Annotated in this window: 20 protein-coding genes and 2 pseudogenes; 18 read left to right on the forward strand and 4 right to left on the reverse strand. The window is 56.4% G+C overall.

What is annotated here, in order from left to right; all coding sequences use genetic code 11:
- From JCM12296_RS03700 to JCM12296_RS03725, 6 genes are all read left to right on the forward strand, one after another.
- Window positions 1-381, forward strand: a 381-nt coding sequence (locus JCM12296_RS03700; RefSeq protein WP_157067354.1) for an OmpA family protein, incomplete at its 5' end; no start/stop codon positions are given.
- A gap of 107 nt (window positions 382-488) precedes the next feature.
- The gene (locus JCM12296_RS03705; protein WP_213182036.1) at window positions 489-1,166 is read left to right on the forward strand and encodes a DUF2959 family protein; all 678 of its coding nucleotides are present in this window, start codon (window positions 489-491) and stop codon (window positions 1,164-1,166) included.
- A 9-nt stretch (window positions 1,167-1,175) separates the two neighbouring features.
- On the forward strand, window positions 1,176-2,009 hold the full coding sequence (locus JCM12296_RS03710; protein ID WP_054690002.1) for a mechanosensitive ion channel family protein: 834 nt from the start codon (window positions 1,176-1,178) through the stop codon (window positions 2,007-2,009).
- Between the two features lie 116 nt (window positions 2,010-2,125).
- Window positions 2,126-2,404, forward strand: a complete 279-nt coding sequence (locus tag JCM12296_RS41325; RefSeq protein WP_054690006.1) for a PxxKW family cysteine-rich protein — start codon at window positions 2,126-2,128, stop codon at window positions 2,402-2,404.
- A gap of 313 nt (window positions 2,405-2,717) precedes the next feature.
- On the forward strand, window positions 2,718-3,929 hold the full coding sequence (locus JCM12296_RS03720) for an aminotransferase class I/II-fold pyridoxal phosphate-dependent enzyme (protein WP_306303948.1): 1,212 nt from the start codon (window positions 2,718-2,720) through the stop codon (window positions 3,927-3,929).
- 3 nt (window positions 3,930-3,932) lie between these two features.
- Complete coding sequence (locus JCM12296_RS03725) at window positions 3,933-5,762, forward strand: chloride channel protein (protein WP_054690009.1); 1,830 nt, start codon at window positions 3,933-3,935, stop codon at window positions 5,760-5,762.
- Window positions 5,763-5,774: 12 nt separating this feature from the next.
- On the opposite strand, the gene truA is transcribed toward JCM12296_RS03725, so the two are convergent.
- Genes truA through JCM12296_RS50105 form a run of 3 tightly spaced genes read right to left on the reverse strand, consistent with a single transcriptional unit; the run spans window position 5,775 to window position 7,580 of the window.
- Window positions 5,775-6,530 carry a tRNA pseudouridine(38-40) synthase TruA gene (truA, locus tag JCM12296_RS03730; protein ID WP_054690014.1) on the reverse strand — a complete coding sequence of 252 codons (756 nt, stop codon included), beginning with the start codon at window positions 6,528-6,530 and terminating at the stop codon, window positions 5,775-5,777.
- A gap of 18 nt (window positions 6,531-6,548) precedes the next feature.
- Window positions 6,549-7,466 (reverse strand): AEC family transporter, encoded by a 918-nt coding sequence (locus tag JCM12296_RS03735; RefSeq protein ID WP_054690017.1) that lies wholly within the window; start codon window positions 7,464-7,466, stop codon window positions 6,549-6,551.
- A 6-nt stretch (window positions 7,467-7,472) separates the two neighbouring features.
- The gene (locus JCM12296_RS50105) at window positions 7,473-7,580 is read right to left on the reverse strand and encodes a dual CXXC motif small (seleno)protein (protein WP_422698521.1); all 108 of its coding nucleotides are present in this window, start codon (window positions 7,578-7,580) and stop codon (window positions 7,473-7,475) included.
- 409 nt (window positions 7,581-7,989) lie between these two features.
- Between JCM12296_RS50105 and argJ the strand changes: the two are divergent.
- From argJ to JCM12296_RS43390, 12 genes and pseudogenes are all read left to right on the forward strand, one after another.
- Window positions 7,990-9,065: pseudogene (gene argJ, locus JCM12296_RS03740) on the forward strand (bifunctional glutamate N-acetyltransferase/amino-acid acetyltransferase ArgJ).
- A gap of 23 nt (window positions 9,066-9,088) precedes the next feature.
- Complete coding sequence (locus JCM12296_RS03745; RefSeq protein ID WP_054690020.1) at window positions 9,089-9,817, forward strand: pseudouridine synthase; 729 nt, start codon at window positions 9,089-9,091, stop codon at window positions 9,815-9,817.
- Window positions 9,818-9,819: 2 nt separating this feature from the next.
- On the forward strand, window positions 9,820-10,695 hold the full coding sequence (locus JCM12296_RS03750) for a B12-binding domain-containing radical SAM protein (RefSeq protein WP_054690021.1): 876 nt from the start codon (window positions 9,820-9,822) through the stop codon (window positions 10,693-10,695).
- Window positions 10,696-10,772: 77 nt separating this feature from the next.
- Window positions 10,773-12,083 carry a nucleotide sugar dehydrogenase gene (locus tag JCM12296_RS03755; protein ID WP_054690024.1) on the forward strand — a complete coding sequence of 437 codons (1,311 nt, stop codon included), beginning with the start codon at window positions 10,773-10,775 and terminating at the stop codon, window positions 12,081-12,083.
- 130 nt (window positions 12,084-12,213) lie between these two features.
- On the forward strand, window positions 12,214-12,624 hold the full coding sequence (locus JCM12296_RS03760; RefSeq protein WP_054690026.1) for a DUF3617 domain-containing protein: 411 nt from the start codon (window positions 12,214-12,216) through the stop codon (window positions 12,622-12,624).
- Between the two features lie 47 nt (window positions 12,625-12,671).
- A complete protein-coding gene (locus tag JCM12296_RS03765) occupies window positions 12,672-13,055 on the forward strand; it encodes a DUF6794 domain-containing protein (RefSeq protein ID WP_157067355.1) in 384 nt (127 codons plus the stop codon).
- A gap of 426 nt (window positions 13,056-13,481) precedes the next feature.
- Complete coding sequence (locus JCM12296_RS03770) at window positions 13,482-13,811, forward strand: PilZ domain-containing protein (protein WP_054690030.1); 330 nt, start codon at window positions 13,482-13,484, stop codon at window positions 13,809-13,811.
- A 153-nt stretch (window positions 13,812-13,964) separates the two neighbouring features.
- Window positions 13,965-15,581, forward strand: coding sequence for a glutamate formimidoyltransferase (gene ftcD / locus JCM12296_RS03775; protein WP_054690033.1), 1,617 nt, complete (start codon window positions 13,965-13,967; stop codon window positions 15,579-15,581).
- Window positions 15,582-15,633: 52 nt separating this feature from the next.
- A complete protein-coding gene (locus tag JCM12296_RS43385; RefSeq protein ID WP_246803958.1) occupies window positions 15,634-15,771 on the forward strand; it encodes a hypothetical protein in 138 nt (45 codons plus the stop codon).
- Window positions 15,772-15,779: 8 nt separating this feature from the next.
- The gene (locus JCM12296_RS03780; protein WP_246803959.1) at window positions 15,780-16,331 is read left to right on the forward strand and encodes a TerC family protein; all 552 of its coding nucleotides are present in this window, start codon (window positions 15,780-15,782) and stop codon (window positions 16,329-16,331) included.
- Between the two features lie 86 nt (window positions 16,332-16,417).
- Window positions 16,418-16,678 (forward strand): annotated as a pseudogene (locus JCM12296_RS50110) (FAD-dependent monooxygenase); the annotation flags it as partial.
- An 85-nt stretch (window positions 16,679-16,763) separates the two neighbouring features.
- A complete protein-coding gene (locus tag JCM12296_RS43390) occupies window positions 16,764-17,900 on the forward strand; it encodes an NAD(P)/FAD-dependent oxidoreductase (RefSeq protein ID WP_246803960.1) in 1,137 nt (378 codons plus the stop codon).
- Window positions 17,901-17,939: 39 nt separating this feature from the next.
- Here the strand turns inward: JCM12296_RS43390 and JCM12296_RS03790 are convergent, their stop codons facing one another.
- Entirely contained in the window at window positions 17,940-19,055 is a 1,116-nt protein-coding gene (locus tag JCM12296_RS03790; protein ID WP_157067356.1) for a M20 family metallopeptidase, read from the reverse strand.
- Between the last annotated feature and the right edge of the window lie 3 nt (window positions 19,056-19,058).

Below are 19,058 nucleotides of genomic sequence, written 5' to 3' on the forward strand. Positions count from 1 at the left end.
GCCCCCGCTCCACCCCCCACGACCATTTTGGATCAGAGCAAAGACGTTTGGTCGTTCGAGAACATCCGCTTTGCCTTTGACAGCGCCGTCCTGACCTCCGACTCATTTGCCATCCTGGATCAGATTGTCGATGCGCTCAACACCTATCCGAACCTGAACGTGCTTGTCGAAGGCCACACCGACAGCATCGGCACGAATGCCTATAACATGAAGCTCTCCAAACGGCGCGCCCAGGCGGTGGTGGATTACCTGGTCAGCAAGGGAATCTCACCGTCGCGGCTTTCCTCCGAAGGCTTCGGGGAGGAACGCCCCATTGCGAGCAACAAGACCGCAGAGGGACGGGCGCATAACCGGCGGGTTCAGTTAGACAGAGTAGAATAATTCAATTTACCGTTAAACGGAGTTGAATCGATACGGCTGGTTAGGGTGGTTTGGCACTTGTCGCCGGACCACCTGATCCAGCCGTTGTGTTCTTCTTGGAGAGCGTCATGATTTCAGACAACGCATCGAAAGTCTGCCGACGATTGGCCGTGCTTCGGTGCGGTTGGTTGTTGATGGCAATGGTTCTGCTCATAACGGGTTGTCAGACCACTTATTATGCGGTCTGGGAAAAATTGGGCAAAGAAAAGCGGCATCTGCTTAAAGACAATGTGGAAAAGGTCCGTGAGGAGCAGACAAAAGCGTCCGACCAGTTTGCCACTGTCGTCGAACAAATCAAAGCCATGTACGGATTCGATGGCGGTGACCTGGAGGCGGTTTACGATCAGCTGAACCAGGACTACCAAACCTGCGAACAACGTGCCGAGGCTGTGCGCAACCGCATCGACAATGTTGAACAAATCGCCGATGATCTGTTCACGGAGTGGGCGGCGGAAATCCACACCATTCAAAATGTGAAGCTTAAGGCACAGAGCCAGGCCTCTTTGACGGAGACACGCAACCGATTCGCCCGGATGCAACGTGCCATGGCCAAAGCCGAAGCATCAATGACACCGGTGCTTCGTAATCTGCGGGATTATGTGCTTTATCTGAAACATAATCTGAATGCACAGGCCGTGGGGGCGTTGAAGAAAGAGGTCATGGATATCGAAACCGAGGTTACGGCCCTGATTGGCGACATGAACCGATCCATTCAAGAGGCGGATGCATTCGCGCAAAAGATTTAAGGAAAGTGGATGATGGAAGAAATTATACATAAAATCTATCAGTTGTTGACGGTTTATGGTTTGAAGGTGATTGCCGCCCTGGCCATATTCATCTTCGGACGATGGGTGGCCAAGGGCGTGCGGAAGTTGGTCGTCCGCATCATGGGCAAAAGCGGGGTCGACTCCACGCTGACGACATTTACTGCCAACCTGACCTACATTGGTCTTTTGGCCTTTATCGTTATCGCGGCATTGGGACAACTGGGAATTCAAACCACTTCTTTTATCGCGGTCATCGGCGCTGCTGGCCTTGCCGTCGGCCTTGCGTTGCAAGGCTCGTTGTCCAATTTTGCCGCCGGATTCCTGCTGATCATTTTTCGTCCCTTCAAGGTCGGCGATCTCATTGAGGGCGCCGGCGTATTTGGCGTGGTTGAGGCGATTCACATTTTTACGACCCAGTTGAAAACTGCGGATAATAAAACCGTTATTGTTCCCAATGCCAAATTGACCGATGATAATATCGTTAACTGGACGGTCAAAGGGACCCGCCGCGTCGACATGGTATTCGGCATCGGATACAGTGATGACATTGACAAGGCCCGTTCTCTCATCACCGAGGTCATGGGCCAGGACAATCGGATATTGAAAGATCCGGGGCCGCAAGTCGCCGTTTCAGAGTTGGCCGATAGCAGCGTTAATTTCGTTGTCAGGCCGTGGGTCAAGGTGGAAGATTATTGGGGGGTCTATTTTGATTTGACGGAAAAAATCAAAAAAACGTTTGATGCCAATGATATTTCCATTCCTTTTCCCCAACGGGATGTCCATCTTTATCAACATGGCGCCGCTGTCCCAATTGATGGTTAAAAAAACTTGACAGCTTTGTGTTAATTTAATAAGAATTCTCTGTTTATAAAAGAGGCTGAAGAGACCTTGCGCTTTGGCCTTTTTATTTGCATAGACCATACTGGGAGGTAATAGCGATGAAATGCACAACCATTCGTGATGGCCAGGAATGCGCTTTCATGACGGCTAAAGGTTGCGGATATAAGGGCGGTGTCTGCTATGAGATCGTGGAACAGTGTAAAGGGTGCGGGCGAACCTTGGAAATCTCTTCGGGCTGGTACTGTTCAGCCTGCCCTGAGCCGACCATCAAATGGAAGAACGGAAATTGTAATCTGGCGACGCATGTTTCCACCAGTATTGCGGAAAACGCACAGAAGATCAACCCGTTGAAGGCATCCAAACGTTCCAGAAAATAAACGCCGCGGACGTCGATATACCAAGGAAAAAACCCTGCCAACTGACCTGGATGGCAGGGTTTTGTGTTTTTCCACAGCTGCCCGCGTATCCGGATTAAATTGGGATGATATGCATCCTACTGATTTTTAAAGTTCTTTTGTCTTGACTTTTCATGCAGCCAACACGTAAATAGCCCAATTGGATCTTAAGATTGGAGGATAGAATACCCATGAATCCTCTTGCTGAACAGCTCAATCAAACCATTAAAGCTGCAGCTCCCCATATCTATGATATGCTTTCGGATGTGGGGAAAAACTTTATTTCCCGAAAGGCATTCTCAGTCAAAGTGCCGAGGCCAAGGAAAAGGCGCATACCATCAATGCGACGATTGGCATCGCCAAGGAGCGTGGGCGAACCATGCGCTTTGATAGTGTCATGGCTGCCATCAACGCCATTCCACCGCGCCAATCGCTGACCTATGCACCCTCTTTCGGCATCCCGGCTCTGAGAAAGCAATGGCAGAAAGAATTGTTTTCTAAAAATGCCTCCTTAGCCGATAAAAGGGTCAGCCTCCCGGTGGTGACCTGTGGTATTACCCACGGCATCGCCACCTTTGCGGATGTGTGGATCAATGCCGGTGACGTGATTATTCTCCCGGAGATGATGTGGGGTAATTATGGGATGATTTTTTCCGTTCGCCGGGATGCCCATATCCACCACTACAAACTTTTCACCGAAGACGGTCACTTCAATCTGCCTGCTTTTGAACAGGTGGTTCGGCAGGAGGCCGCCGACCATCGCAAGCTGACCGTGCTGCTCAATTTCCCCCATAATCCCACCGGCTATACGATCAGCGATGCGGAGGCCGATGCCATCGTCAAGATCCTGAAAGACGTTGCTTCTTCAGGGACTTATGTCGTTGCGGTAACCGACGATGCCTATTTCGGTTTGTTTTACGAACCGGAATGTATCCAGGAATCGATTTTTGCACGCCTCTGTGGTGCACATCCCGCGATCCTGGCCATCAAGCTCGACGGTGCCACAAAGGAAAATTACGTGTGGGGGTTGCGTGTCGGATTTATCACCTATGGCGGAACCTTCAGCGTTGATCCCACGGACTTGTTTGATGCCTTGGAGCGCAAGACCGCCGGCTGCATTCGCGGAACCATCTCCAATGCCTCGCATTTGAGTCAGACGATTTTGCTCAATTCAATGCTGGACGAGAAAAACAGCGCTGAAAGGCAAGAAAAATTTGATATTCTGATGGACCGTGCCAAACGGGTCAAAGCGGTTTGCACGGATCCGAAATATGCCCCGGCCTGGGACGTTTACCCCTTCAACTCGGGCTATTTCATGTGCATCCGGTTGAAAACCGTTGATGCGGAGACGCTCAGGGTTCACCTCTTGGACCGCTATGGCGTGGGGTTGATTGCGTTGGGACCCGACAATTTGCGGATTGCCTTCTCGTGCATGGAGGCAGCGGATGTTGAAAAATTATTTGATATTATCTACCAGGGGATCAAAGAACTGGAAAACAGCCAATAAATCATGGGGCAAACCGAGCAGAACAAGGGACTGGTTCGACGTGCCAAGGCGAAACTGTCGCATTTAAACGTTGCCCAGGCCACCCGCTGGTCCGCATATTTTATCGCCATCGGATTGATTGCCGGCTTAGGATCGGTGGTCTTCCACTATTTTTGTCAGCTTGGGATTCACTTCTTCCTGGACATGGCGGCCGGCTACCGGCCGCCTGCGCCCGCCGGCGAGCATCACCTGCTGCCGCTGACCACAACACCACCCAACCGTTGGGTACTCCTCTTTTTACCGGCATTCGGCGGTATCTTGAGTGGATGGCTGGTCTACACCTTTGCACCCGAGGCCGAGGGACACGGTACGGATGCGGCCATCCGGGCCTATCACTACAAAGGTGGCTTTATTCGCAACCGTGTGCCGATCATCAAGACCATCGCTTCAGCGATTACCTTGACGACCGGCGGTTCCGGCGGTCGAGAGGGCCCCATCGCCCAGATCGGTGCCGGGTTCGGTTCTTTTCTGGCAACCACCTTCAAGCTCTCCGATCGTGAACGACGCATCATGATGGCGGCCGGCATCGGTGCCGGCGTGGGAAGCATCTTTCGGGCGCCGTTGGCCGGCGCGTTGTTTGCCGCCGAGGTGCTTTACCGGGATCCCGATTTCGAATCCGAGGTGATCATCCCCGCAGGCATCTCATCCGTTGTGGCCTATTGTGTTTTCTGCCTGGTGTTCGGTTGGGGGTCCCTGTTCGATTCACCGCCGTTCAAGTTTCGCAATCCATTGGAGTTGGGCCCCTATTTGGTGCTGGCACTGGTGCTTGTGGCAATGGGAATTTTTTACATCAAGGCGTTTTACGGAACGATCCACCTGTTTGAATCCGTCAAAAAAATTCCCAATCATCTGAAACCGGCGATTGGTGGTTTGCTGACCGGCATCATTGGTTTCTTTCTGCCCCATACCCTGGCTTTTGGGTACGGATTTGCCCAAATGGCCATCAACAATGAACTGGCCATTCCGTTTTTGCTGTCCCTGGCCATCGGCAAGGTCCTCACCACCTCTTTCTCCATCGGCTCGGGGGGCAGTGGCGGCGTTTTCGGACCGTCCATTGTTGTCGGCGGGGCCATGGGAGGTGTCGTCGGACAATTCTTCCATTCCATTATGCCCGGTGTGGTGACCCAGCCCGGCGCTTTTGTGGTGGTGGGCATGGCCGGCTTTTTTACTGCCGTATCCAATGCGCCGATTTCAACGATCATCTTTGTCAGCGAGATGACCAACTCCTACCATTTGCTGCTTCCCAGCCTGTTGGTTTGCTCGGTCGCCTATATGGCATCCCGCCGCTGGACGATTTTCAGCTGCCAGGTTCAAAGCAAGGTGGACTCTCCGGCCCATTCGGGTGATTTTTTCGTGGATATCCTCCAATCGATTGCGGTTTCCGATCTGATGCCAATGATCCAGAAAGTTACCCTGATTCCACAAAGCATGCCCTTTGTCGAGTTCAAACGCTACTTTTCGGAGACCAAGCAGCACTATTTCCCAGTGGTCGATGAGGATCAGCGACTCGTGGGGATTTTCTCGGTAAACGATATCCGCGCCGTTCTTTTCGCTCCGGAGATTGAACATCTGGTGGTGATGAAGGATGTTGGAACATCGGATATCATCGTCACCACCCCCGATGAAGATCTCAATGCCGTGCTCCGGAAGTTTACCACACGCAATATCGACAGCCTCCCTGTGGTCCGCACCGACGATCACGGAACTCTCCTGGGAATGCTCAACCGGCGCGAGGTTATCGCTGTCTATAATCGGAAGGTGGAAGAGGCGAAGTCCAAACGTCAGGTACGATAGAAGGGACTGACTTTAATAGATGACTTCCATGAGAAAAAGACCCTGGGGCGGAGCGGTGGCGCCGGCCAGGGACCGATCCCTGGATCGAAGGATCGTTGCGATCTGATCGGCCGGAATTTTGCTCAGACCCACCTCCACCAGGGTGCCGACGATGTTTCGTACCATGAAGCGCAAGAAGCCATTGGCCGTGATATCAACGTGCAGTCTTCCATCGTCGGCCGTTTGAAGGGCTGCCTGGTGGACCGTCCGAATGGTGTGCGCCCGGGGGCTGCCGGCTCCCTCGAAGGACTTGAAATCATGGGTGCCGATGAGAAAACGGGCCGCCTTTGCCATTTCTGCCGTGTTCAGCGGTGCGCGAATATGCCAGACGAACTGGCGGCCGATGGCCGGAGCCAAGGGGCGATTGAGCAGGTGATAACGATAGCGTTTGCGTTTGACATCGAAGCGGGCGTGAAATTCGTTGGGCATTGGGTCGCAGGCACGGACGACCACATCGTCGGGTAAAAGGCTGTTCAATCCCTTGAAAAAGGTTTGGGCATCAAGGCCTGCGGTGGTTTTGAAACTGGCTACTTGGCCGCGTGCATGTACGCCGGCGTCGGTGCGGCCCGAACCGATCACAGCCACCTTTTCCCGGGTCATGACTGCCAGCGCCGATTCGATGGTTGCCTGCACGGTGCGGTCGCTTTTCTGTCGCTGCCAGCCGTGGAAACCGGAACCATCGTATTCAAGGATCAGACGAAAGGTCTGCTGTTTTTCTCTCCCGATCATGGACACGTCCTTTTTCAGTTAAAACAGCATGAGCACGGCGCTCATGGAGAAGAATGAAAGTAAGGTGGACAGTACGATGGCAGTGGCGGCGAATTGGGTATCACTGCCGAGCTGGGAAGAGAGGACAATGATGGCCGGGGAGGTGGGAAGGGCAAAAAAGAGCATGCCGACCTGTTTGGAAAGGGGCGAGGCGTTCAGCGCGTTAAGAAAAGAATAGCCGATCAAGGGTAACAGGACGAGTTTGATCGTGCATCCCAGGAGCGATTGGCCGAGATGGGTTTTCAAGTTTTTTAGCCTCAAGGTGCCGCCGATGGAAATGAGGGCCAAAGGGAGGGTCACCATGGCAGCCAGGCGCAGGGTGTTGTCGATGAAGACAGGGAATTCACCGATAAAACGGGCGTAGGCCATGCCACTCAGGCAGCCGATAATCAGCGGGTTGGAAATCAGGGCGCGCAGGGTGATGCGAACCCTTTCGCGCATCGCGATGGCCCTTCCCGAAAACCAGATCAGGGTGGAAACCGCCAGGACATTGATGAAGGGAATGATGAACCCGATCAAAATCCCAAAGCGCGAGACCGCCGGTTCCCCAAAGGCGTTCATGATTACCGCCACGCCCACGTAGGTGTTAAAGCGGTAACAGCTCTGGGAAAAGGAACCGGCCGAAAACCGGCTGACCCGGAAAATTTTGATGCAGACCGTACTGACGATATAGATCGTGGCGATGGTGGCCATGGCGGCGACGATCAAATCGAGCGTGCCGTTGTCAACGATCGGAGCGGCACCGATTTTCCAAAACAGCAGGAGAGGAAAAAAAATGAAGTAGACGATTCGGTCCGATGCCTTGAGAAACGGTTCCGTGGTAAAATTCAGGTGGCGCAGGAGGGCGCCGAGCCCTATGAGGGCGAAGACCGGAAAGATCGTATTGAGGATGATCATTGCGGACTAAATCCTGTCACAGCGAAAATTAGCCAGCTCGCGCTCCATGGTTTCGTCAAGCTGGTGGATGAACCGGGTCAGGGGGTATTCGGCACCGCAGCCCGTGCAGCGCAATGTTACCGCCCTTCATGTGCGCTTCAGTACCAGCGCATGGTGGCATTTTTCACAGGTGGGTTTTTCTTCAGGCATTCAATGGGTTCCCTGGGTTGGCGCTGATCGAAAACCGACAGCAAGTGGCATAAACTTGAAAATGGACGCTATTTATGTCATATGGCGGCGGTTTGCAAGGGGCGGCGAGAACGCGCGCGATTGACAACGGCCTGGCCTTTGGGCCGGGGAGACTTTTTTGCCGTATCCGCTGCCCTTCAGCCATGATATCACTCAAACGACGACCAATAAGCGAGGGAATGGACGATGGCGTCAATGACCTGTAAGGGCTTTCGGGCCGGCGGTGTTGCTGCCGGTATCAAAAAAGAACGGCAACCTTGACCTGGGGTTGCTCGTATCGGATCGACCGGCCCGGGTGGCGGCGGTCTTTACCACCAACCGGGTTCAGGCAGCGCCGGTTCTTTTGGACCGCGAGCGGGTCAAATCCGGCACGGCGCGGGCCATCATCGCCAATGCGGGTAACGCAAATTGCGCCAATGGTCCGCAAGGTATGCAGGCCGCCGTGGCCACCACCGCAGCGGTGGCCAAGGCCCAATCCATTCCCGACGATCAGGTGCTGGCCGCCTCCACCGGGGTCATTGGCGTCCCCTTTCCGACGGAGAAAGCCGTGGCGGCCATTCCGGATCTTGTCGCGGGCTTGGAAGAAGATGGCATTGATTTTCTGGCCCGGGCCATCATGACCACCGATACCCGTCCCAAGGCCGGCGCGCGTGAAGTCCGGGTGGATGGGAAAAGCTGTCGGATTGTCGCCGTGGTCAAAGGCGCCGGCATGATCCGTCCGGACATGGCCACCATGCTCTGTTTTGCCTGCACCGATGCGGAAATATCCGGTCAGGACCTTCAGGCGGCCTTGAAGCGCGCGGTGGATATCTCCTTCAACCGCATTACCATCGATGGCGATACCAGTACCAACGATACGGCGGTTCTCATGGCCAACGGTGCGTCGGGTGTTTTCATCCAATCGGAAGACGCTTTGACCGCTTTTCAGCAGCAGCTCGATGATCTGTTCATGGATTTGGCCCGGCAGATGGTCGCCGATGGCGAGGGAGTCACCAAGGTGGTCGATCTGACGGTACGCGGGGCGCGCAGTCATGACGATGCCTGGCGCATGGTCGACACGATTGCCCATTCGCCGCTGGTCAAAACCGCTTTTTTCGGTGAAGACGCCAATTGGGGCCGCATCATCGCCGCAGCCGGACGCGCCGGCGTCGATCTCGATCCGGATCGGCTGGATCTTTATTTTGACGATGTGCAAATGGTGGAGGGCGGTACCGGATGCGGTGTGGCGGCTGAGGAAAAGGCCACCGCCGTATTGAAAAGGCGGCCTTTGCCGTCGTTCTGGACCTGAACCTGGGGGATGGCATGGCCAGCATGTTGACCTGTGATTTCTCTTTGGATTACGTCAAGATCAACGCCGATTACCGCTCCTGAAGCACGACCGGGATGAAAGCCGCATGACGCAGGTGCGCTTGCAGAAATATCTTTCAGAAGCCGGCGCCTGTTCACGGCGGCAGGGCGAAGCCCACATCCTTGCCGGCAAGGTGACGGTGAATGGTCGTGTGGTCACCACGTTGGGGACACGCATCGATCCGGCAGCGGATGTGGTGCGTCTCGATGGCGTTCCCGTGATGCGGATCCAACCGCTGATCTATGTGATGCTCAACAAACCCAAAGGGGTCGTGACCAGTTGCAAGCATCGGGGCGAGGCAGTGGTCACGGATCTGGTAGACCTGCCCTCGCGGCTATTTCCGGTCGGTCGTTTGGATAAGGCTTCCACCGGCTTGCTGTTGTTGACCAACGACGGGCGGATCCACCATCGTCTTTCGCATCCCTCCTTCGACCATGAAAAAGAGTATGACGTGACTGTTCAGCGCGCCATCGATGACCGATCCCTCCAGACCCTGGCCACAGGCGTTCGGCTGGAGGGCGTGATGACACGACCGGCGCGGGTAACGCGAGTTTCGGCCAGGCGCTTTCGCATGGTTTTGATGGAGGGCCGCAATCGCCAGATTCGCCGCATGGTGCAGCAGGTGGGCAACCGGGTGGTCCGCCTCCACCGCATTCGGGTGGCCGGTCTGAAACTGGCTGAACTCCAGCCGGGTGCCTGGCGGCATTTGACCCCGGCTGAACGTGAAGGGCTGCTCAACCAGCTCGGCCTGAACGAGACTCGTGGAGATCCTTAACGATGGATTACGAAGGCCCCATTTACCGGCCGCCCAGTGAAGCCGATTCACTCCTGGTTCAGGCCACCATCGGCTGCCCGCACAATCGCTGCACCTTCTGCATGGTTTATAAAAACGGCCCCCGTTACCGGGCAAGACCGGTGGTAGATATCATCCGGGATCTGGACGAGGCGAGTGGATTGTACGGACAGGGCGTGCGCACGCTCTTTTTCCCGGCCGGCAATACCATCGCCATGCCGACGGACGACCTTTGCCAGATTTGCCGACACGCCCGCCGGGTTTTCCCCACGCTTGAACGGATCACCGTCTACGGCTCCAGTCAATACATCCACCACAAGGGCCCGGAGGCGTTGAAGCGGCTGGCCGATGCCGGACTGAACCGCATCCACGTGGGGCTTGAGTCCGGCGATGATGCCGTATTGCGGAAGATCCGCAAAGGCACCACGGCGGCCCAACAGATCGATGCCGGCCGCTGGACCCTGGAGGCCGGCATCCAGCTCAGCCTGTACGTGATTCTGGGAATCGCCGGGGCTGCCGGCAGCCGTTCCCATGCCATCTGCACCGCCGATGTGCTCAATCAGATCAATCCCGATTTCATCCGTCTGCGGACCTTTGTTCCTAAAATTGGCACCCCGTTGCTGGAGATGGTCCAAGAGGGGGCGTTTGAGATGCTTGGGCCCCACGGGATACTCACGGAAACCGCCATGCTGCTCCGGCGGCTAACCGCCTCTTCCCAGTTGACCAGCGACCATTACACCAATTACATCAATCTGCATGGGCGGCTGCCTGAATCCCGTGACCGATTGCTCGATCAGCTGAATGCAGCGCTCAAACGCCCGGAGAGCGATTTCAGGCCGTTTTTTATCGGCGACCAATAAAATAAAGACTTCGATTTCGTTAACACCAGCAAACCCAATACGGGTATGAACTGGCAACAAAAGGGAGAAAAGCGAACATGCTGACGTTCGAGGCATTCACGACAAAAAAAGAGAAGATCGCGGTCGTTGGACTGGGCTATGTGGGCCTTCCCCTGGCCGTTCACCTTTCCCGGCATTTTGCCGTGGTGGGCTATGATTACAAGGCCAGTCGCATCGATGAACTCAAGGCCGGCCGGGACCGCACCCTGGAGGTGAGCGATGCGGAAATGGCCGCCGCTAAGGTGGTTTTCACCAACGACCCCAAGGCCTTGAGCGAATGCCGGTTGATTATCGTCGCCGTGCCGACCCCCATCGACCAGTATCGCATTCCGGATCTGACGCCCCTGCGAAGCGCTTCGGAGGTCACCGGCCGCCATCTGACCAGGGGCAGCTGTGTGGTCTTTGAATCGACGGTTTATCCCGGTGCCACCGAAGAGGTGTGCGTGCCGATCATCGAAAAGGAATCCGGGCTTGTTTGCGGAACGGATTTCACCGTCGGATATTCTCCTGAGCGAATCAACCCCGGCGACAAGGTCCACACGGTGGACAAGATCATGAAGATCGTCTCCGGCTCGGATGAAGCCACGGCCCAATTGCTGAAAGACGTCTACGGCAGCGTGGTCAAGGCCGGCATCCACGTGGCGCCGAGTCTCAAGGTGGCCGAAGCGGCCAAGGTGATCGAGAATACCCAGCGTGACCTGAATATCGCCCTGATGAACGAGCTGGCCATGATTTTCGACATCATGGGCATCGATACCATGGCGGTGCTTGCTGCCGCCGGCACCAAGTGGAATTTTTTGCCTTTCAGGCCGGGTTTGGTGGGCGGGCATTGCATCGGCGTCGATCCCTATTATTTGACCTTCAAGGCCGAGTCCATCGGCTACCATCCCGAAATGATTCTCGCCGGTCGGCGCATTAACGACGGCATGGGCAAATACGTGGCCGAACGGGTCGTTAAACTGATGATTCAGGAGGGCAAGCAGATCAATCATACCCGGGTGGGCGTGTTGGGTATCACCTTCAAGGAAGATGTGCCCGACTTGCGCAATACCCGGGTGACCGATATCATCGACGAGTTAAACGACTATGGGATCGAGGTGCTGGTCCACGATCCCCTGGCCGATGCCGACGAGGCGCGGTCTTATTATGGGGTCGATCTCAAGGCGCTGGACAGCCTGTCCGGTGTGGATGCCCTGGTGGTGGCGGTGGCCCACAAAACCTACCTGGAAATGGGGCTTAAAGGGCTGGCCACCTTCTGCGGTGGCGACAGGCCTGTGGTCGTGGACGTCAAGAGCACCTTCGATCCGGAAGTGGCGCGTCAAGCCGGGATTACCTACTGGCGTCTATAAGAGGCCAGTAAACAAGGGGCAAGTAGGCGTTTGATTCCTGAGATTCGGCGCAGTGTCCGACAAACTCGCCGCATTTGCTGTTGAAATACTCCATGGCCTCGATCATGGAAAACAAAGGAGAAAAAGAGTTATGCTGAAAAAAATGTTGGTGGGGATCGTTATGTGTACGGTGGTTTGCTGGTCGATGGCCTATGCCGGCGATGAAATCGACTTGCGGGAGGGACAATGGGAAATTACGTCCAAGGTGGAAATGCAGGGGATGAGCATCCCGCCAATGACTTTTACGCAGTGCATCACCCAGGCGAATGCCGTTCCGCAAGGGGATACGTCCGGGCAGGCGGACTGCAAGGTTGTCGAAATGAAGATTGTTGACAATACGGTGAATTGGACGATGGTTTGTAACGGGCAGGGTGGTCAGATGACCAGCAAGGGGACGATTACCTACCAGGGTGACCGGTTCGAAGGGCAGATGACCACCGAAACCATGGGAATGACCACACTTGCCAAAATGAGTGGAAAACGCATTGGTGACTGCCAGTAAAGCAGCCTTGGTTTTTATTTCCTCAGCGCCGGCCAACTTGAAAATCGTTGCGCCGGCGTTATTGTTCTATCATTCTTATTTCTTCACCTGTAACCGTTGAGCGACAAGAAGGGGGGGCGATGGAATTTTTTCTGGATAAATTTCCGCCTACCGTTGACCAGGTGGTGGAAAAACTCATGCAAGACATGACCTTTGCGGATAAAACCCGACTGGCCAATATGAATGAATCCGCATTGGTTCAGTTTCACACGTCCTACGGTATTTTCTTGCGCACTGAATTCCGATTGCCGGGAAATGATCCATTGATGAAATCCTGTATGGCGGAGGGGGCCCTGGCCACGATTACGCCGGAACAGGCCTCCTACGTAATTTTGAAAACGCTTCAGAAAAAATTGTTGGCTGGAAACACATTGAAGGTCATTCGTTCATAACGAAAATGTGAAGGTTTGGCTACTTGCGTTGCAACAGGTTTTTGTGCGAAAGCCTGCGAATATGCGGCTGTTTCAGAATGGACCGAATCTTTCACATCTGCTTGAATACCACTTGACCATTAATGAACATCACGATAGCATAGAGCCAAACAATTGGGCTTAACGTTTAATTCGATCACCTTTCTAGGATGTTTGTTGTCAGTGATCGCGCGACGCGCCACTTCCCCTACGCTTTTTATCCTGCGCTTGTGCCACCGATCGAGTTCCACCCCAATTTCAAATTCATAGCCGACGTGCCCCTTGCGGGGTGCGATTGGATGGTTAGCGATAGCTTCTGAAAGGACTTTTTCGCATACTGGCGATTGGGCTATTCAATTGGACGCGCCATATGCATTTCTACCCCTTGCGTTCAGAAAGGAGGGTACCATGCCCCAAATCCTTGAAAAACGTCATTCTGTCCGCCATCACAGCAAAGGCCAGATCACCTTGCTTCAACCGAATGCCAAGACCCAACAAACCGAAGGGGAACTGATCAATTATAGTGAACAGGGAATCCGTTTTTTCAGTCACCGACCGGTCCGGCCGGGAACCACGGTGATCGTGCGGGTTTCCGGCGAACACTACCGAAACCTGCCCGCCGGCAGCAATTGCCAGCTGCGATCCATGGGTTTTTGTACGGTAAAGTGGTGCCAGGAGGGGACCCATCAGGGATTGCCGATTCATGAAATGGGTGCCGTCTACGTGTTGCCCTATTGACCGCCGCCAAATCGAATTGACCGCTTTACCCGCCTGTCCCCAACGCTTTTTTACCGTTGCCGGTCTTTTGAAAATGGATCGATGCGTTCGGTGATCTTGCATTCTCTCCCCGGTTATCCTATTCAGAAACATCATTTAACAGGCGAGATCGAAATGCAAAAAATCGTCGAATGCGTGCCCAATTTTTCCGAAGGCCGAAACCGCGAGACCATCGATGCCATTGCCGCGGCAATCCGTGAAACGCCGGGCTGTACCCTTTTGGATGTCGATCCGGGAAAATCGACCAATCGGACCGTTTATACCTTTGTGGGCGATCCGCAAGCCGTCGTCCAGGGCGCGCTGAATAGTGCCCGGGTCGCCCACACGCGGATCGATATGCGTTCCCATAAAGGGGAGCATCCCCGTATGGGGGCCATGGATGTCTGCCCGTTCATCCCGGTGGCCAATGTCAGCATGCAGGCGTGTGTCGATATCGCCAACACCTTCGGCCAACGGATCGCCGAGGCGTTGGGCGTGCCTGTTTATCTTTATGAAGCAGCGGCCCACGAGGATTATCGTCGCAAATTGCCCCAGATACGCCAGGGAGAGTACGAGGGGCTGGCCAACCGGCTGAAGGATCCGCGTTGGAAGCCCGATTTCGGTCCGGCCGAATTCGTACCCCGCTGGGGGGCAACGGCCACGGGGGCCCGCTCGTTTCTCATCGCCTACAACGTCAACATTCTGGGCACCAGCAACCAGGCGCACCGGATTGCACTCAACCTGCGTGAGGCAGGGCGGGGCGAGGGCGCACCCGGTCGGCTGAAGGCCGTCAAGGGCATGGGCTGGTATGTGGATGAGTATAACCTGGCCCAGGTGACGGTGAACCTGACCGATTATCAAGTGACGCCCATGCATGTCCTGTTCGAAGCGGTCAAGGAAGAGGCCGCGAGGTTGAATCTCGGGGTTGCCGGCTCGGAGGTCGTGGGACTGGTCCCCTTGGCGGCGATTCTGCAGGCCGCCGCCTACTATATGGAAAAAGAGAACCTCTTTATCCTCGACGAGGATCAGAAGGTGCGCCTGGCCATCGACCGGTTGGGGCTCGGCAGTGTGGTCCCGTTCGATCCCAAGGAGAAGATCATCGAGTATCGGGTGGCTGAAGCGCCCCATGAACCTCTGGCTGGCATGAGCCTGCGGGCGTTCATCCAAGAGGTGGCCTCGCGGTCGTCAGCGCCGGGCGGCGGATCGGTATCGGCGGCCTTGGCAGCCCTGGGTATCGGACTGGGCGCCATGGTGGGCAAGCTCACCTATGGGGTTCGCAAGTTCGAAGCGGTGGATGCCCAGATGAGAAAAAACATTCCACCGCTGCACGACGCCGTGGCCCGTCTGATTCCCATGATCGATGCTGACACGACCGCCTTCAACGACTTCATGGAGGCTCTGCGCCTGCCCCGAAAAACCGATGCCGAACGGGTCGCGCGGACGGCGAGCATGCAGGCCGGGCTGAAAAAGGCCGTTGACATTCCACTGACCACCATGAAATTGGGGGACGGTGCCTGGGACGCCCTTTGCGAGGTGGCCCGTTACGGCAACCCGGCCTCCCGGTCGGATATCGAGGTCGGGGCCAGGACGTTGGAAACCGGCATTTGGGGTGCCTATAGAAATGTCATGATCAACCTGGCCCAGATAAACGATGCGGACTTCAAATCCCGTATGACCCAAGCGGCCGAGGCCATCGTCCGTCGGGCAGCCCAAAAGTGTGCCGAGGTGTTGGCCATTCTGGAAAACCGGTAAGCGCCGGTTGTGTGGCGGGTTAAACCGCCGCAAGTGAAAAATGAGGTGACGCGTGGCGGATGCATTGGGCCTTCTGGCCCTTTTGGTTGGGCTGGAGCTGGTTTTGGGGGTGGACAATGTCCTGGTCATTGCCATTTTGTCGGACGGTTGCCCGCGTCACAGCGCAAACGGGCGCGATTTATCGGGCTGAGCCTGGCCATGCTGGCCCGTATCCTCATGCTGGCCATTGTGGTCGCCTTGACCGGGTTGACCCAGCCCATCGTGGCCACTCTTTCCGTCAGGGATCTGATTCTCCTGGCCGGCGGCCTGTTCTTGCTTTACAAGGCCGTGCACGAGATTCATCACACGGTTGAATTCAAGGAAGCCGAAGAACACCCGACGAACGGGGCCGGTGCCGCCTTTGCCGCCGTGATCAGCCAGATCGTGCTGCTGGATATCGTCTTTTCCATCGATTCGGTAATCACGGCCGTGGGGCTTACCCAACACCTGTGGATTATCGTCACGGCGGTGATCCTCTCCTTCGTGGGGATTCTCTTCTTCGCCGGTCCCATCGGTGAATTCATCCTGCGCCATCCGGCCCTGAAGATCTTGGCGCTCTCCTTTCTGATCACCATCGGCGTGACCATCTTCATGGAGGGGCTGCATAAGCACGTACCCAAGGCCTACATTTACTTGCCCATGGGGTTTGCCCTGATGGTGGAGATCCTGCAGATGCGGTACGAGCACAACCGCCAGCGGCAGAAAGGCTGAGCCGGATGCCGCAGACCGTTGACCTGGTTCTCGCCCCCCGCGAGGCGGCGGAACCGGAGGCCATCCAAAGGGCCCTGGTCCGCAAGATGGGCCGCCCCATCGCTTCGGACCGGTTCGTTCTCATCCGCCGTTCCATCGATGCGCGCAAACGTCCTGTCCGGGTCAACCTGGGAATTCGGGTCTATGCCGACGATGAACCTCTGGTGCCGGAATTCGTTCCGTTTTGCTACCAGGATGTCCGCACGGCGGAACCGGTCATTGTCGTCGGCGCCGGTCCGGCCGGGCTGTTTGCCGCTTTGCGGTTGCTCGAACTGGGCCTCCGGCCGGTGGTGATCGAACGTGGCAAGCCGGTCCGGTCCCGTCGGCGCGACGTGGCCGCCCTGAACCGGCGCGGCATTCTGGACAGCGAATCCAATTATGCCTTTGGGGAGGGTGGCGCCGGCACTTTTTTCAGACGGCAAGCTTTATACCCGTTCGAAAAAACGGGGCGATCATCACCGTGTACTGCACCGCTTTCACCAGCATGGCGCCGATGCCGCGATCCTCTACGAGGCCCACCCGCATATCGGTTCCAATCGCCTGCCCGACATCGTGCAGGCCATGCGCGAGACCATCCTGGCCCATGGTGGCGAGATCCTTTTTCAACAAGCGGTGGTCGGGTTGTCGCTCTCGGCCGGCTGCGTCAATGGCGTGATACTCAAGCATGGCGGACGCGTGGGCGGCCGGGCGGTGATCCTGGCGACCGGCCACAGTGCGCGCGACGTCTATCGTATGCTGTTGGGGCAGGGCATCACCATCGAAGCCAAACCCTTTGCCATGGGCGTTCGCGTGGAACACCCCCAGGGCCTCATTGACCGCATCCAGTATCATGGCGAGCCCCGGGGGGAGTACTTGCCCGCCGCCGCTTACAATCTCGCGCAGCAGGTGGACGGGCGCGGGGTTTACAGCTTCTGCATGTGTCCCGGCGGGGTGATCGTGCCGGCATCCACCGAAGCCGATGGCCTGGTGGTCAACGGCATGTCCTTTGCCAAGCGTAATTCTCCCTTTGCCAATGCCGGCATCGTGGTGGAAATCGCCCTGGCGGACATTCCCGGAGACGCCAGAAATAACCCCCTGGTCGGCCTGGATTATCAACAAACTTTGGAACGGCTGGCGTTCACGAATGGCGGTGGTGGCGTGATTGCACCGGCCCAGCGGCTGACCGATTTCGTGGCCGGACGGCCGTCGAGTAACCTTCCGGCATGTTCGTATCCGCCGGGCGTGACCGCTTCTTCGCTTTCAGAATGGATTCCCTCAACCATTGGTCGCCGCTTGCAGTTGGGCTTCAACGCCTTCGACCGCCGCATGCGGGGATTTCTCACAAGCGACGCCCTGGTGGTGGGCGTGGAGTCGCGTACGTCTTCACCGGTGAGAATTCCCCGGGACCCGCAAACCTTGCAGCATGTGGCCGTGGCAGGGCTGTTTCCCTGCGGTGAGGGGGCCGGGTATGCCGGCGGCATCGTCTCCTGTGCCGTGGATGGCGAGCGGGCTGCCGAGGCGGTGCGGCGCCATCTTCAGAATCAATCCTGATATACGCGCAGGCGCGATATCGGGCTTTTTACGAATCCGTCAATCCTCTCTGGCGTAACCTAACAACAGGTCCGTATACATCTGCGCGGCCAGCTTGACCTGGGATAGAGAAACCATCTCCTCGGCGGTATGGGCCTTTTCCAACTGGCCCGGTCCCAAAAGGATCGGCTTGATACCGGCGGCCCACAGGGTATTGGCATCGCTGTGGCTGGGGAAACTGGTCGGGTTGAAAGCCATCTGGTGATGGTCGAAGACCTTTCTTAAAAGATCCACCAATGGCCCTTTCTGGGGGAGTTCGTAGCCGGCATGAATGGTGTTGAAGTGGAGCGCCGCTTCCACCTGGGGATTTTCTTTCAGATAGTTGGCGTGCAATTCCTCCAACTGGAAGGTGAGTTGACCCATGTTGGTCAGTGCCGGCAGATGCAGATCGATCCAGGCCTCGCAGCTGTCCGGGGCGGCAAAGCCGGAGCGTGCGCTGGTCAGATCGCGCAGGTTGTAGACGCCTTCGGAAAAATCGCGATCGAAGTGCTCGATGTACGCCAGCAGCAGGCGCAACATGGCCGTGGCGGCGTTGTTGGCCTGGGGGGCCACGCTGGCGTGAACCCGTTTGCCTTGGGTGGTCAGCTGAATTTCCAGATAACCGTGGTGGCTTAGGCACGGCAAAAGATCCGTGGGCTCACCCACGATGGCGGCGGAAAAATCGTATTCCCGCACCAGCCGCTGGGCGCCGTCACCATAATCCTCTTCGCCCACCACCAGAGCCAGGGCCACAGGGCGGTTGGTGTGGCCGTTTTCCCAGAGGGTGAGAAAAGCCTCGATCATGGCGGCACAGCCGCCTTTCATATCAGCCGTTCCCAAACCGGTGGCCAGATCGCCGTCCAGGCCGAATTCGTAGGATTCCAAATCGTAGGCTTCCACGGTGTCGACATGGCCGACCATGACCAGCTCGGCTTCGACGTCGTCAGGCTCCACAATCAGGTTGTGGCGGTCTTCGTCCACCGTCTGGCGCACGACCGGCAGGCCGTGGCGCTTGAGATAGCTGTAGAGAAAATCCACCAGATCGTTTTCCTTGCCGGGCGGGCTGTAGATGTTGACCATTTTGCGCAGCAGTTGTTGCAGCCGCCGGGCATTGATCTTCAGGGGGTGGTCGGGCATGCG

Source organism: Desulfosarcina cetonica JCM 12296 (assembly GCF_001311845.1).
Lineage (GTDB): Bacteria > Desulfobacterota > Desulfobacteria > Desulfobacterales > Desulfosarcinaceae > Desulfosarcina > Desulfosarcina cetonica.

What these genes read in the sequence shown, in the direction of transcription:
- JCM12296_RS03705 (WP_213182036.1), top strand. Translation starts at nt 489, where the DNA reads ATGATTTCAGACAACGCATCGAAAGTCTGCCGACGATTGGCCGTGCTT.
- JCM12296_RS03710 (WP_054690002.1), top strand. Translation starts at nt 1,176, where the DNA reads ATGATGGAAGAAATTATACATAAAATCTATCAGTTGTTGACGGTTTAT.
- JCM12296_RS41325 (WP_054690006.1), top strand. Translation starts at nt 2,126, where the DNA reads ATGAAATGCACAACCATTCGTGATGGCCAGGAATGCGCTTTCATGACG.
- JCM12296_RS03725 (WP_054690009.1), top strand. Translation starts at nt 3,933, where the DNA reads ATGGGGCAAACCGAGCAGAACAAGGGACTGGTTCGACGTGCCAAGGCG.
- truA (WP_054690014.1), bottom strand. Translation starts at nt 6,530, where the DNA reads ATGATCGGGAGAGAAAAACAGCAGACCTTTCGTCTGATCCTTGAATAC.
- JCM12296_RS03735 (WP_054690017.1), bottom strand. Translation starts at nt 7,466, where the DNA reads ATGATCATCCTCAATACGATCTTTCCGGTCTTCGCCCTCATAGGGCTC.
- JCM12296_RS03745 (WP_054690020.1), top strand. Translation starts at nt 9,089, where the DNA reads ATGACGCAGGTGCGCTTGCAGAAATATCTTTCAGAAGCCGGCGCCTGT.
- JCM12296_RS03750 (WP_054690021.1), top strand. Translation starts at nt 9,820, where the DNA reads ATGGATTACGAAGGCCCCATTTACCGGCCGCCCAGTGAAGCCGATTCA.
- JCM12296_RS03755 (WP_054690024.1), top strand. Translation starts at nt 10,773, where the DNA reads ATGCTGACGTTCGAGGCATTCACGACAAAAAAAGAGAAGATCGCGGTC.
- JCM12296_RS03760 (WP_054690026.1), top strand. Translation starts at nt 12,214, where the DNA reads ATGCTGAAAAAAATGTTGGTGGGGATCGTTATGTGTACGGTGGTTTGC.
- JCM12296_RS03770 (WP_054690030.1), top strand. Translation starts at nt 13,482, where the DNA reads ATGCCCCAAATCCTTGAAAAACGTCATTCTGTCCGCCATCACAGCAAA.
- ftcD (WP_054690033.1), top strand. Translation starts at nt 13,965, where the DNA reads ATGCAAAAAATCGTCGAATGCGTGCCCAATTTTTCCGAAGGCCGAAAC.
- JCM12296_RS03780 (WP_246803959.1), top strand. Translation starts at nt 15,780, where the DNA reads ATGCTGGCCCGTATCCTCATGCTGGCCATTGTGGTCGCCTTGACCGGG.
- JCM12296_RS03790 (WP_157067356.1), bottom strand. Translation starts at nt 19,055, where the DNA reads ATGCCCGACCACCCCCTGAAGATCAATGCCCGGCGGCTGCAACAACTG.